Source organism: Flavonifractor sp. An91 (genome assembly GCF_002159225.1).
GTDB classification, from domain to species: domain Bacteria; phylum Bacillota; class Clostridia; order Oscillospirales; family Oscillospiraceae; genus Flavonifractor; species Flavonifractor avicola.
The window spans coordinates 30,985-43,787 of the sequence record NZ_NFHA01000001.1; the positions used below are offsets into that span (position 1 = coordinate 30,985).

General features: G+C 60.4%; 11 protein-coding genes. 8 read left to right on the forward strand and 3 right to left on the reverse strand.

Annotated features, from left to right (window positions below):
• Positions 1-15: 15 nt before the first annotated feature.
• A complete protein-coding gene (gene cls, locus B5G42_RS00145) occupies positions 16-1,560 on the forward strand; it encodes a cardiolipin synthase (protein ID WP_242961075.1) in 1,545 nt (514 codons plus the stop codon).
• 41 nt (positions 1,561-1,601) lie between these two features.
• On the opposite strand, the gene B5G42_RS00150 is transcribed toward cls, so the two are convergent.
• The gene (locus B5G42_RS00150; RefSeq protein ID WP_087265563.1) at positions 1,602-3,077 is read right to left on the reverse strand and encodes a serpin family protein; all 1,476 of its coding nucleotides are present in this window, start codon (positions 3,075-3,077) and stop codon (positions 1,602-1,604) included.
• A 2-nt stretch (positions 3,078-3,079) separates the two neighbouring features.
• Entirely contained in the window at positions 3,080-3,547 is a 468-nt protein-coding gene (locus B5G42_RS00155; protein WP_087265566.1) for an RNA polymerase sigma factor, read from the reverse strand.
• A gap of 243 nt (positions 3,548-3,790) precedes the next feature.
• On the opposite strand from B5G42_RS00155, the gene B5G42_RS00160 reads away from it, so the two are divergent.
• Both B5G42_RS00160 and B5G42_RS00165 read left to right on the forward strand, forming a co-directional pair.
• Positions 3,791-4,039, forward strand: coding sequence for an IreB family regulatory phosphoprotein (locus B5G42_RS00160; protein ID WP_087189243.1), 249 nt, complete (start codon positions 3,791-3,793; stop codon positions 4,037-4,039).
• Positions 4,040-4,171: 132 nt separating this feature from the next.
• Entirely contained in the window at positions 4,172-4,873 is a 702-nt protein-coding gene (locus tag B5G42_RS00165) for an ATP-binding protein (RefSeq protein WP_087265568.1), read from the forward strand.
• Between the two features lie 52 nt (positions 4,874-4,925).
• On the opposite strand, the gene B5G42_RS00170 is transcribed toward B5G42_RS00165, so the two are convergent.
• Positions 4,926-6,485: an L-lactate permease gene (locus B5G42_RS00170; protein WP_087189241.1), complete on the reverse strand. Its 1,560-nt coding sequence runs from the start codon at positions 6,483-6,485 to the stop codon at positions 4,926-4,928.
• Positions 6,486-6,865: 380 nt separating this feature from the next.
• Between B5G42_RS00170 and larA the strand changes: the two genes are divergently transcribed.
• The 5 genes from larA to B5G42_RS00195 all read left to right on the forward strand — a co-directional run bounded on the left by larA (position 6,866) and on the right by B5G42_RS00195 (position 12,751).
• A complete protein-coding gene (gene larA / locus B5G42_RS00175) occupies positions 6,866-8,140 on the forward strand; it encodes a nickel-dependent lactate racemase (protein ID WP_087265570.1) in 1,275 nt (424 codons plus the stop codon).
• A gap of 60 nt (positions 8,141-8,200) precedes the next feature.
• Positions 8,201-9,622 carry an FAD-binding oxidoreductase gene (locus B5G42_RS00180; RefSeq protein WP_087265572.1) on the forward strand — a complete coding sequence of 474 codons (1,422 nt, stop codon included), beginning with the start codon at positions 8,201-8,203 and terminating at the stop codon, positions 9,620-9,622.
• Positions 9,623-9,644: 22 nt separating this feature from the next.
• Positions 9,645-10,451, forward strand: a complete 807-nt coding sequence (locus B5G42_RS00185; protein ID WP_087265575.1) for an electron transfer flavoprotein subunit beta/FixA family protein — start codon at positions 9,645-9,647, stop codon at positions 10,449-10,451.
• A 14-nt stretch (positions 10,452-10,465) separates the two neighbouring features.
• Positions 10,466-11,470 carry an electron transfer flavoprotein subunit alpha/FixB family protein gene (locus tag B5G42_RS00190; protein WP_087265577.1) on the forward strand — a complete coding sequence of 335 codons (1,005 nt, stop codon included), beginning with the start codon at positions 10,466-10,468 and terminating at the stop codon, positions 11,468-11,470.
• A 138-nt stretch (positions 11,471-11,608) separates the two neighbouring features.
• Complete coding sequence (locus tag B5G42_RS00195) at positions 11,609-12,751, forward strand: acyl-CoA dehydrogenase (protein ID WP_087265579.1); 1,143 nt, start codon at positions 11,609-11,611, stop codon at positions 12,749-12,751.
• The last annotated feature ends 52 nt before the right edge of the window (positions 12,752-12,803 follow it).

The following is a 12,803-nucleotide window of genomic DNA, read 5'->3' on the forward strand; positions in this document are numbered from 1 at the left end:
ACAAGGAGTAACCCCGTGAACATCAAAAAGCTATCTTCCTTTCTCTTTCAGCGCTCCGTAATCGTGGCTGTGCTCATCATTTTGCAGGCCACGGTACTTCTGGTTCCCATGATATGGGCCTGGAGTTACTATGTCTACGTATACTGGGCCTGTGTGGTACTCTCTCTGCTGGCTGTACTGGTCATTGTCCGCAGGCAGACCGATCCGGGGTATAAGATCGCCTGGATCATCCCCATCCTGCTCTTCCCAATGTTTGGCTGGCTGGTCTATCTGCTGTGCGGCGGCAACAAGCTGTCTGCCCGGATGCGCCGGAAGATGCAGGGTATGGACCGTACCATGCTGGAGCAGCTGGAGGGGGACTACAAGGCTCAGAAGCTGGCGGTGCTGGGCCGTGACGCGGTAAATCAGGCCCGCTATCTGGAGCAATATGCCCGCTGCCCGGTGTATACCAATACCTGGACACGGTACTTCCCGCTGGGAGACGACGCCTTCCCCGCCATGCTGGAGGAATTGAAAAAGGCCAAACATTATATCTTTTTGGAGTATTTCATCCTGGCCCCCGGTGTGTTCTGGGACTCCATCGTGGAGATTTTGAAGGAAAAGCACGCTGCCGGCGTGGACGTACGGGTGATCTATGACGATGTGGGCTCCCTTGGCACCCTGCCCGCCAATTACGCCGAAAAATTTGAGCAGGAGACCGGTATCCCCTGCTGCTTCTTCAACCGGTTCAAGCCGGTCATTTCCATCCGCATGAACAACCGGGACCACCGGAAGCTGTGCATCATCGACGGACACACCGCTTTCACCGGCGGGATCAATCTGGCCGACGAGTATATCAACCAGAAACCCCGCTTCGGTCACTGGAAGGACAGCGCCATCCTGGTAAAAGGAGAGGCAGCCTGGAGCATGACGGTGATGTTCCTCACCATGTGGGAATATATCCGGGAGATCAAGGTGGACTATGCTGCCCTGCGGCCCACCGCCCTGCCTCCCGAGGCTGTTCTGGGAAAAGATTGCTTTGTACAGCCCTACGCCGACAATCCCCTGGACAACGAGCCGGTGGGTGAGACAGTATATCTGAACCTGATCTCCAAGGCCAAGCGGTACGTCTATATTATGACTCCCTACCTCATCGTCAGCGACAGCGTCAATACCGCCCTGTGCAATGCCGCCAAATCCGGAGTGGATGTACGCATCATCACCCCCCATATCCCGGACAAAAAGCTGGTATTTGAGTTGACCCGATCCCATTACCAGCCTCTGCTGGAGGCTGGAGTACAAATCTTTGAGTACACCCCCGGCTTTGTCCACGCCAAAAATCTGGTGTCCGACGACGTGTGCGGAGTTGTAGGCACCATCAACATGGACTATCGCAGTATGTTCCTCCACTTTGAGGACGCGGTGCTCCTCTACCAAGACCCCACAGCGCTGGACATCAAGGCCGACTTTCTGGCCACCCAGCTGGCCAGCCAAAAAGTCACCCTGGAGCAGTGCCTGGAGCGCTCCTGGCCCCGGCGGCTGTTCCGATCCATCCTGCGTGTACTGGCTCCCCTGGTATAAACGAACACAGCCCCCGCGGCATCTTGCCGCGGGGGCTGTGCTTATACCTGCTCCACCACGCCCACAAAGAGGACGGCATCCCCATCCCGGATCACGAACAGGAAGGGCCGGTCCAGATCCATAACGCAGATAGCGGGGTCCTCCACGATGGCCTCCGAGGCGTCGGCAGCCAGCAGGGTGACGGCGGCGGCCTCCACCCCCTCCTCATCCACCTTCACCCGGGCGATCTGTCTGGCCTGGTCCAGCCACACCGGAGTGAGGTCGATGAGGGGGGTGAAGTCGGCGGTCCCCCTGTACAGCACGTCGGTGATCCCCATACCTGTCAGGGCAGGAATCAAATCCAGATCGGAACTGACATCGAACTTGGGCACCGACCACTGGACCTCGCCGTAGATCTTACTCTCAGAATCGGTGAGTTCCGTCAGAAAATCCGGGTCGGCCAGCAATTCGGCGGGGGTGACCCCCTCGTCAGGGAGGACAAAGGTCATCGTGCCGCCGGTGGTGCCCAGGCTGGCCGCCTGGTAGCCGTTCTGGCGGAGGAAGCCGGCGGTCTGGGTCTTGTGCATGAAATCCACCGCCGTCTCGCTGCCGTCCGCAGCGGTGAACACATCCTCCGCCGTGAGGCTGGGATCAAACTCGTCGCTCCACCGGGCCTGGAAGTACAGGGTAGAGGCCAGCACCGCCAGAGTCTCGGCCCTGGTGGTCAGCACCTTGCCGTCGGAGCCGATGAGCCCCTTTGTCTGCTCCGATACCCACTCCGTGATGGCTCTGTCCGCCTCGCCGGTACCCATGGGGACCCGGAAGGAGCCGGCATAATAGTACTCCGCCAGCCGCTCCAGGGTGTCCTGGTTGAAGTCTAACTTCTCGCTGAGCCAGATGGAGGTGCCCAGCAGCGTGGCGGCGGTGCCGTCATCCAGGTAGAGGGTGTGCCACAGGATGTCGGCCCACTCCCGCAGCTGATTCACATCGGAAGCCCCTAAAGCATCCAGTATCTGCTGCTGAGTTTCTCCGTCCGTAGTCTCGCTCAGCATGGCCAGAGCAAACCACAGGGATACGGGAGAATAGACCCGGTTGCCCTCCCCTGCCAGAGCCAGGGCGGCGCTGGTGCCGGTATAGTCCGCCAGGGCGGCAGTCAGCTCAGGGGTGTCACGCAGGCTGACGGTCTCGTCCTGGTAGGCCTCCCAGGCGTCCAGATAGACATCCAGGTCTGCATTGAATTGCTCCCACTCCGCGTCGCTGCCCCCCAGGGGTTCAGCTGGGTGCTTGGGCAGATCAGGGTACTCCGGCAAGGCAATGGCATAGGCGCTGCCTGTCAATGGCCCGCCGCCGGTCTCGCCGTCCGTGCCGGGGATACCGGTGATAAGCAGAGCTACGGCTGCCACAGCCGCCACTCCCGCCGGCACCAGTGCTTTCAGCGGCCTTCCTTTTCTCTTGGAATCCTCCCCCCTCACCGCCCACTCCACAGCGGAATGGGTGGGATGGAGGGTATCATTGGCCCGTTTATATTCATTCATCATGGTCACTTGTCTCCTTTCAGTGCTTGAGACAGCCGGTCCCGCCCCTGGGACAACCAGCTTTTCACTGTACCCGTCTTGGCTCCGGTGAGGGAAGCAATCTCCTCCACCGAATACCCCTCATAGTAATGCAGGTGAAGGGCAGTCCGGTACTTTTTTGGCAGGGACAGTACCGCCTCATAGACCGTGCGGTCCGCCGGTTCCATGGCCTTTGTCACCGCCTCCTCCAGGGGCAGGTGGGTCCGCCAGCGGGCGGACAGCAGGGTATTGGTGCAGTTGAGGGTACAGCGGATCAGCCAGGCCTTCCGGTGCTCATCGCTGTCCAGCTCCTCCTCATGACGGAAGAAGCGGGCAAACACCTCCTGGAACACATCCTCGCTGTCCTGGATATGGCGGGTGCGGGCCAGGGCCAGCCGCCACACCATATCTCCCCAGCGCTCCACCTGAGCTCTGGCTTTCCGTTCGTCCGTCATGCTCTTTCCCCTCCCTTACGGGCATCCGGAGGCCGCCGATTCCTCCTGCGCTCATGCCCGTAAGCGCAGGCCCCGCCGGTCCTCTGGTATCCATAATACCACAGCACCCATCCAATGGTTGCATCTACCAGATATTTTCCTTTCCAACATCTTAAAGATTGATAAATTTTCACGCTCCCCCTTTACAGCACAAGCATTTTCGGCTACAATGGGAAACAGATTGAACTAGGAGGTGCGACAGGTATGGAGACCGATTACACTCGCAAATTCAGCATCCGTTATGAAAAAGATCCTGAGATCAAAGAGGTGCTGACCTCCGTATACAACTCCCTTCAGGAGAAGGGATATAACCCCATCAATCAGATCGTGGGGTACATCCTCTCGGAGGACCCGACTTATATCACCAATTATAACAACGCCCGGGCCCTCATCCGTAAGCTGGACCGGGACGAGTTGTTGCAGGAGCTGGTCAAGCAGTATCTCAGGGATTGATGTTTGATTGCGAGAAAAAGATGTCTGCGCTATGCGCAGACATCTTTTTTTCTGTTTGTGTTGCTTCTGCAACATACCATGGGCTCTTACTCTGGTATCCTTGGCTCACACAAACACAAGGAGGCGTTCCATATGAAACGCAAGATCATAAAAATTGACGAGGCCCTGTGCAACGGCTGCGGCCTGTGCGCCGCCGCCTGCCACGAGGGCGCCATCGAGATGGTAAATGGTAAGGCCAAACTGACCCGGGAGGACTACTGTGACGGGCTGGGCGATTGTCTGCCCGCCTGCCCCACCGGAGCCATCACGTTTGAAGAGCGGGAAGCTCCTGCCTACGACCACGCTGCCGTGCTGGCCGCCAAGGCGGCCAAGGAAAAAGCAGCCCCTCCCCTGCCCTGCGGCTGCCCCGGCAGCATGAGCCGGGCCATCCATCGTGATGAAGCCTCCCCTTCCCCCTGCGCCGGGCAGGTACCCAGCCAGCTGCGTCAGTGGCCGGTACAGATCAAGCTGGCCCCCATCAATGCCCCCTACTTCGACGGCTGTCATCTGCTCATTGCCGCCGACTGCACCGCCTACGCCTACGGTAACTTCCATCAGGATTTCATCAAGGGCAGGGTAACGCTCATTGGCTGTCCCAAGCTGGATGAGGGCGATTATACTGAGAAACTGACTGCCATCCTGGCGGGCAACGACGTAAAGAGTGTCACCGTAGTCCGCATGACGGTACCCTGCTGCGGCGGTATCCAGCGGGCAGTTCAGAACGCCGTGGCCGCCAGCGGAAAGAATATTCCCCTGCGGGTTGCCATCGTAGCCCCCGACGGCTCCATACAGTAACTATCAAAATACCCCCGAACCGCTGAAAACAGCGGTCCGGGGGTATTTGATTTCAGCCAACCAGATAAGGGGCAAGCCACTGGAAGCAGCCCACCAGAATACAGGCCAGAACCAGCATGAAGAGGGCCCATTTCAGAACCGCAGACAGCACCTTGCTGTCCTGACCCACCAGGCCAACCGCCGCCACAGCGGTGGCAATACACTGGGGAGAGAGGATTTTTCCGATACCGGCACCCACAGAGTTTGCTGCCGCCAGCCAGTAGGGCGAAGCGCCGATGGCTGTGGCCGCTTCCGACTGAAGCCGGCCCAGCAATACCTCCGTGTTGGTACCGCTGCCGGTAACAAAGGCACCAATGGCAGCAATGATGGGGGAAACAAAGGGATAGAACACACCAGTAATGGAGACAAACAGTCCTGCCATGTCAGAGATCATGCCGGAATAGGTCATGATCTTGGCCACCGCCAATACCGCCATAATGGTAACAATGGTGCGGCTCATCTGCTTCAGGGTGGCCAGGAAGGTCTCCCACATCAACCGTGCCCCTGCCTTCTGCACCACGCCGCCGATGATGGCCGCCACAAAGATGACCACACCGGGGGTGTTGACCCAACTGAAGGAGGTCAGCCCCGCCGTCTCAGCAGTGCTGATCTTGAAGGACGAGGCAAACTGAGACAGGAAGCTGTTGACCGGCGGCACCAGCTTGGAGGTAAGCAGCAGCAGCACAAAGATCAGCAGGAAGGGCAAAAAGGCCACCACCGGGGACATCGTCCCCCGCTCCCCCGTCTGGGCGGGCTGCCCACTGGACATCTGATATTCCGCGGGCACCGGCTTACCTTTCCGCAGCCGGGCCATGGCCAGCGTGCAGGCCAGGGACACCACGCTGCCCACCACTACCGTGAGCTCCGGCCCCAGGAAGTAGGACACCGCCAGCTCAGGCACCACAAAGGACAGACCGGCCACCAGGGTGATACCCACCACCCCTTTCAGGGCCTTGACGCCACCGCCGCCGGCAATCACCATCAGGAAGGGCATCAGGATCATGAAGGGAGCCATTTCCACCACGGTGGTAAAGGCCAGCGGGATGGCATCCAGCCCGGTCACACTGACCAGCGTGGTGGTGGGAATACCCACCGAGCCAAAGGCCGTGGGGAAGGCGTTGGCCAGCATACACACCAGGCAGGACAGCACCGGGTCCATACCCATACCTGCCAGCATACCGGCGGGAATGGCCACGGCGGTACCAAAGCCCGCCATTCCCTCCAGAAATCCGCCGAAGCACCAGCCGATCAGCAGGATGATGACCCGCCGGTCCCCCGACACATTGGACAGCATCCGCTTGATCACATCCATAGCGCCGGTGCGCAAAGACAGATTGTAAGTAAAAATGGCGGCGATGATCACCAGAATGATGGGCCACAGGGCCGCGGCAAAGCCCTCCAGGGCGGAGGTCAGGCAATCCACCGGCGGCATCTTCCACAGGGTCAGGGCCAGCACCGCCGTGAGCAGCAGCGCGATGAGACAGGCGCGATGGCCCGGCATTTTCAGAACAGCCAGCGCAATTATCAGCCAGACAATAGGCAGCAGCGTAAGGATCGACATCAACAACGGCATTGAAAACGGGACCTCCTTTGTCTCCTGCCGCCGCCGGACACAGGGCGGCGGCCCACTTTTTATTGGTTCTACCAATCAAAATACAAAAACCGAAATTCGCCCTTCTCTCCCTCCTTAATTTTCCATACTTTTCCGCAGTAAATGATATTTCGATAAACTGACTGGTCTTATTATAAATTCGTACCAGCAAATTGTCCACTCCCTTTCTTTATTTCAGCTCAAAATTGGCGCTTTGCATAAATTCAAACCCATTTTTTCGGAATATGTGAGAAATTAAAAACTGGGGATTGCATTTTTCAAAAATTGTGGTAAAGTGATGACGTCAGCAAAGTGGTTGTACCACTTCATTCTTAATTCCGATCTGCAAGGAGGTATTTCGAATGGCCCTTACCATTCCCTTTGGATCTTCCGGCATGACGCTGCACGCGGATCTGTCCGGGGCTGAGGTGCTCACCTCTCACATCGGGGAGCTGACTGCCTCCGACTCAGAGGACGCCCTGGTGCTGGCCGCCATGGCCAACCCCATCGACTCCAAGCCTCTGGAGGAGCTGGCCGCCGGCAAGAAAACCTGCACCATCATCATCAGCGATCATACCCGTCCGGTGCCCAGCAAGCACATTCTGCCCCATATGCTGGCCCAGCTGCGCCGGGGCAATCCGGACATCCAGATCACCCTGCTGGTTGCCACCGGCTTCCACCGCCCCACCACCAAGGAGGAGTTGGTTGGCAAGCTGGGGCAGGACATCGTGGACCATGAGACCATCGTGATTCACGACAGCCGGGACGCCGCCTCCAACGTGAAGATCGGTGTGCTCCCCTCCGGCGCCGACTGCGTCATTGACCGGCTGGCGGTGGAGACCGACCTGCTGGTGGCCGAGGGCTTCATTGAGCCTCACTTCTTCGCCGGCTTCTCCGGCGGCCGCAAGAGCGTGCTGCCCGGCGTGTGCGATCAGGTCACCGTTCTGGGCAACCACTGCTCCAAGTTTATTGCCTCCCCCTGCGCCCGCACCGGCGTGCTGGACGGCAACCCCCTCCACGCCGATATGCTGGCGGCGGCCAGTATGGCCAAGCTGGCTTACATCGTAAACGTCATCATTGACGAGGACAAGAAGGTAGTGGCCGCCTTTGCCGGCGACCCGGAGACCGCCCACCGCAAGGGCTGTGACTTCCTGCTGGGTTACTGCCAGGTCAAGCCGGAGCGCCGGGGCGATATCGTCATCTCCAGCAACGGCGGCTACCCCCTGGATCAGAACATCTACCAGAGCGTCAAGGGCCTGACCGCGGCGGAGGCCGCCGCGGCCGAGGGCGGCGTGCTCATTATGGTCAGCTCCTGCATGGACGGGGCCGGCGGGGACAGCTTCTATCATGCCCTGCGGGACGCCTCCTCCCCCCAGGCCCTGACCGATGAGATCCTGGCCACGCCGCAGGATCAGACCAAGCCGGATCAGTGGGAATTTCAGATCCTGGCCCGGGTCCTGTGCAAGCACCGCGTGATCTACGTCACCGTTCCCGAACAGCGCCAGACCATCGAGGACATGAAGATGGAGTGGGCCCCCGACGTGGACACCGCCCTGGAGCGGGCCCGTCAGGCCAAGGGCGCCGACGCCCATCTGGTGGTCATTCCCAATGGTATTTCCGTCATGGTACGGGAGTAAGTTCCGTTTTCCATCCGTTTATTTCTATTTCTTTCACTATGTATGGAGGAGGTTCTACTTATGGCAACGTACAATCCTGTCACGCCTGAAATCATCGCTCAGCTGGAGCAGGTGGTACCCGGCCGCGTCGTGGTGGGGGCCGACGTCAATCCTGACTACGCCCGGGACGAAATGCCCATCTACGGCGTGAAGATGCCTGAGGTGTCCATTGACGTGCTCACCACCGAAGAGGTGGCCGGCATCGTCAAGATCTGCTACGACAACAACATCCCCGTCACCACCCGGGGCGCGGGCACCGGCCTGGTGGGCGGCTGCACCCCCGTGTGCGGCGGCGTGGTACTCTGCACCATGCGGATGAACAAGATCCTGAGCTATGACCTGGAAAACTTCGCCGTCACTGTCCAGCCCGGCGTGCTGCTGCAGCAGCTGGCCGACGATGCTCTCACCCACGGCTGCCTCTATCCCCCCGATCCCGGCGAGAAGATGGCTACCCTGGGCGGCAACGTGGCCACCAATGCCGGCGGTATGCGGGCTGTCAAGTACGGCGCCACCCGTGACTATGTGCGGGCCATGACCGTGGTCCTCCCCACCGGTGAGATCACCCACTTCGGCAGCACCGTGTCCAAGACCAGCTCCGGTTACAGCCTGACCAACCTGATGGTGGGCTCCGAGGGCACCCTGGGCATCATCACCGAGCTGACCCTGAAGCTCATCCCCGCCCCCAAGGCCACCGTCAGCCTCATCGTCCCCTACGAGGATCTGGACGCCTGCATCTCCACTGTGCCCAAGATCTTTATGAATCACTTCAAGCCCCAGGCTGTGGAGTTCTTTGAGAAGGAGATCCTGGTCTCCTCCGAGGAGTATCTGGGCAAGCAAGCCTTCCCCCACACCTTTGACGGCGTGGATGTGGGTGCCTATCTGCTGCTCACCTTCGACGGCGACTCCATGGACGAGCTGGATCCCATCGTGGAGAGAGCCGCCGAGATGCTGGTGGAGGAGGGCGCGCTGGACGTGCTCATTGCCGACACCCCGGGCAAGCTGAAGGACGCCTGGGCCGCCCGTTCCTCTTTCCTGGAGGGCATCGAGGAGCAGACCAAGCTGCTGGACGAGTGCGACGTGGTGGTTCCCGTCAATCAGATCGCCAACTACGTGGCCTTTGTCAACGAGACCAAGAGCAATTACGACTTCGAGGTCAAGTACTTCGGTCATGCCGGCGACGGCAACCTGCACATCTATGAGTGCTCCAACACCATGGACGAGGCCGAGTTCCGCAAGCAGGTGGATCAGTTCCTCAGCGCCATCTATCAGAAGGCTGTGGAGCTGGGCGGACAGATCTCCGGCGAGCACGGCATCGGTTATGGCAAGGTCAAATACCTGGCCGAGGCTGTTGGCCCGGTGAATATGGCGCTGATGCAGGGCATCAAGAAGGTTTTTGATCCCAAGATGATCCTCAATCCCGGCAAGGTGTGCTGCACTCTGTGATCGTTCGGAAAGGAGTTTCGTTATGAATATTCTGGTATGCATCAAGCAGGTCCCGGACACGACGGAGATCAAGATCGATCCCGTCACCAACACCCTGGTCCGGGACGGCGTTCCCAGCATCATCAATCCCTTTGACGGCTACGCCCTGGAGGCCGCCGCCCGCATCAAGGACAACGACCCGGACACCCGCATCGTGGTGCTGTCCATGGGTCCCAAGCAGGCCGAGGCTGCTCTGCGTGAGGCCCTGGCCATCGCCGCCGACAAGGCCTATCTGGTCACCGACCGTATGTTCGGCGGTTCCGACACCCTGGCCACCAGCTACATCCTCTATAACGCCATTTCCAAGGTGGAGGAGCTGGAGGGCGTCAAGTTCGACGCTATCTTCTGCGGCAAGCAGGCCATCGACGGCGACACCGCTCAGGTGGGTCCCGAGCTGGCCGAGCTGCTGGACTACCCCCAGGTCACCTACGCGCTGGAGGCCACCAATGCCGACGGCACCCTGCACATCCTGAAGGAGGGCGAGGACGGCAACTATCTGATCGGCGTCAAGACCCCCTGCCTGATCACCTTCACCAAGCCCGCCTTTGACCCCCGCTTCCCCACCATCAAGCGGAAGATGGCCGCCCGCAAGGCAGTCATTGAGAGCCTGACCTCCGCCGAGCTGACCGCCATCGATCCCGCCCGGGCCGGTCTGAAGGGCTCCCCCACCAAGGTGAAAAAGACCTTCGTGCCCCCCCGCAAGGAGGCCGGCGTGGTGATTAAGGAAGAGACCGGCGAAGAATCCGCTCAGAAGCTGTTCGCGCTGCTGAGCGAGGCCCATGTGATTTAAGGGAGGCGTACAACATGGAAGCGAAAACCAAGGACCTTTGGGTATTTGTAGAAACCAAGGAGGACGGCTCCGCCAAGAACGTGGGCATCGAGCTGCTGAATCCCGGCCGTGAGCTGGCCGACAAGCAGGGCGGCAAGCTGGTGGCTGTGGTCATCGGCTGCGGCGTGAAGGCCGCAGTGGACGAGGCCGCCTGCCACGGCGCGGATCAGGTGCTCTACATCGACGGCGAGGAGTTCCGTCAGTATTCCACCGACGCCTATGTGGCGGCGCTGAATCATCTGGTGGAGACCTATGGCCCCACCACCATGCTCATCGGGGCCACCCCCAACGGCCGGGATATGGGTCCCCGCCTGTCCAGCCGCCTGCAGACCGGCCTGACCGCCGACTGCACCGGCCTGGCTATCGACGAAGAGACCGGCTGTGTGGCCTGGACTCGTCCGGCCTTCGGCGGCAACCTGATGGCCACCATCCTGTGCACCGACCACCGTCCCCAGCTGGGCACCGTCCGTCCCGGCGTGTTCAAGAAGCCCGAGGCTGGTGAGGCCAAGGCTGAGATCGTGAAGGTGGACTTCTCCTTCCCCGCCGAGTCCATCCGCACCGAGATCCTGGAGGTTATCAAGGAGACCGCCGGTGAGCTGGTGGACCTGGAGGGCGCCGATATCATTGTGGCCGGCGGCCGCGGCGTGAGCAGCGCCGAGGGCTTTGAGCCCGTCCGCCAGCTGGCTGAGGCCCTGGGCGCCACCGTGGGCGCCTCCCGCGCCGCTGTGGATGCCGGCTGGATCTCTCACTCCCATCAGGTTGGCCAGACCGGCAAGACCGTGGGACCCAAGCTGTACATCGCCTGCGGCATCTCTGGCGCCATCCAGCATCTGGCTGGTATGAGCTCCTCCGATGTGATCGTGGCCATCAATAAGGACCCCGACGCTCCCATTTTCGGTGTTGCCGACTACGGCATCGTGGGCAACCTCTTCGAGGTGCTGCCCGCCCTGACCGCCGAGATCAAGAAGATGAAAGGCTAAGTATTGTCAGACCCGTTGGGCCGCGGCCGGAACGGCCGGCAAGACCGGCAGGGGCGTCCCCCCGCCCCTGCTCCCCTCTCCCCTCTCCCTTCCGCCGGTCACACCGTTCGCCGCCCATGATAGAAGGAGTGCTGTTTTATGAATTTTAAGTTCAACGAAGAAGAGCAGGAAATCATTGATATGCTCCACGACTTCGCCCTCAAGGAAGTGGCTCCCATTGCCGCCGAGGTCGACGAGGATGAGCGTTTCCCCGAGGAGACCTGGCACAAGCTGGCCGACATGGGCATGATGGGCGTTCCCTTCCCCGAGGAGTACGGCGGCGCCGGCATGAGCTACCTGACCTACATCGGCTGCTGCGAGGAGTTGGCCAAGCACTGCGCCACCACCTCCGTCATGGTTTCCGCTCATACTTCCCTGTGCACCTGGCCTATCTACCAGTTCGGCACTGAGGAGCAGAAGCAGAAGTATCTGCCCGGCCTGTGCTCCGGCGAGACGCTGGGCGCTTTCGGTCTGACCGAGCCCGGCGCCGGCACCGACGCCGCCATGCAGAAGACCGTCGCCGAGGATAAGGGTGATCACTGGCTGCTCAACGGCTCCAAGATCTTCATCACCAACGCCGGTTTTGCCTCTGTGTTCGTGGTCTTCGCCATGACCGACAAGTCTCTGGGCACCAAGGGCATCTCCGCCTTTATCGTGGACCGGGACACCCCGGGCTTCAGCGTGGGCGCCCACGAGAAGAAAATGGGTATCCGCGGCTCCTCTACCTGCGAGCTGATCTTCGACAACTGCAAGGTACCCAAGGAGAACCTGCTGGGCGAGGTTGGCAAGGGCTTCAAGATTGCCATGATGACCCTGGACGGCGGCCGCATCGGCATCGGCGCCCAGGCGCTGGGCATCGCTCAGGGCTGCATCGACCAGACCGTGAAGTACACTCAGGAGCGCATCCAGTTCGGTAAGCGCATCAGCCAGTTCCAGAACACCCAGTTCCAGCTGGCCGATATGCAGACCAAGGTGGACGCCGCCCGTCTGCTCATCTACCGGGCCGCTCAGGCCAAGCAGGATGGCGAGCCCTACAGCCATCTGGCCGCCATGGGCAAGCTCTTCGCCTCCGAGACCGCCAGCGACGTGACCCGCCGCTGCGTGCAGCTGGTGGGCGGCTACGGCTATACCCGTGAGTATCCCTTTGAGCGCATGATGCGCGACGCCAAGATCACCGAGATCTACGAGGGCACCTCTGAGGTCCAGCGTATGGTCATCTCCGGTTGGATGGGCGTCAAATAATTTCCCTTTTGTGAATAAACCGCTTGCCCGGTTTATTCTCGCGGACCTGCTC

What these genes read in the sequence shown, in the direction of transcription:
- B5G42_RS00165 (WP_087265568.1), top strand. Translation starts at nt 4,172, where the DNA reads ATGAAACGCAAGATCATAAAAATTGACGAGGCCCTGTGCAACGGCTGC.
- B5G42_RS00185 (WP_087265575.1), top strand. Translation starts at nt 9,645, where the DNA reads ATGAATATTCTGGTATGCATCAAGCAGGTCCCGGACACGACGGAGATC.
- B5G42_RS00150 (WP_087265563.1), bottom strand. Translation starts at nt 3,077, where the DNA reads ATGATGAATGAATATAAACGGGCCAATGATACCCTCCATCCCACCCAT.
- B5G42_RS00190 (WP_087265577.1), top strand. Translation starts at nt 10,466, where the DNA reads ATGGAAGCGAAAACCAAGGACCTTTGGGTATTTGTAGAAACCAAGGAG.
- larA (WP_087265570.1), top strand. Translation starts at nt 6,866, where the DNA reads ATGGCCCTTACCATTCCCTTTGGATCTTCCGGCATGACGCTGCACGCG.
- B5G42_RS00160 (WP_087189243.1), top strand. Translation starts at nt 3,791, where the DNA reads ATGGAGACCGATTACACTCGCAAATTCAGCATCCGTTATGAAAAAGAT.
- B5G42_RS00195 (WP_087265579.1), top strand. Translation starts at nt 11,609, where the DNA reads ATGAATTTTAAGTTCAACGAAGAAGAGCAGGAAATCATTGATATGCTC.
- B5G42_RS00155 (WP_087265566.1), bottom strand. Translation starts at nt 3,547, where the DNA reads ATGACGGACGAACGGAAAGCCAGAGCTCAGGTGGAGCGCTGGGGAGAT.
- B5G42_RS00170 (WP_087189241.1), bottom strand. Translation starts at nt 6,485, where the DNA reads ATGCCGTTGTTGATGTCGATCCTTACGCTGCTGCCTATTGTCTGGCTG.
- B5G42_RS00180 (WP_087265572.1), top strand. Translation starts at nt 8,201, where the DNA reads ATGGCAACGTACAATCCTGTCACGCCTGAAATCATCGCTCAGCTGGAG.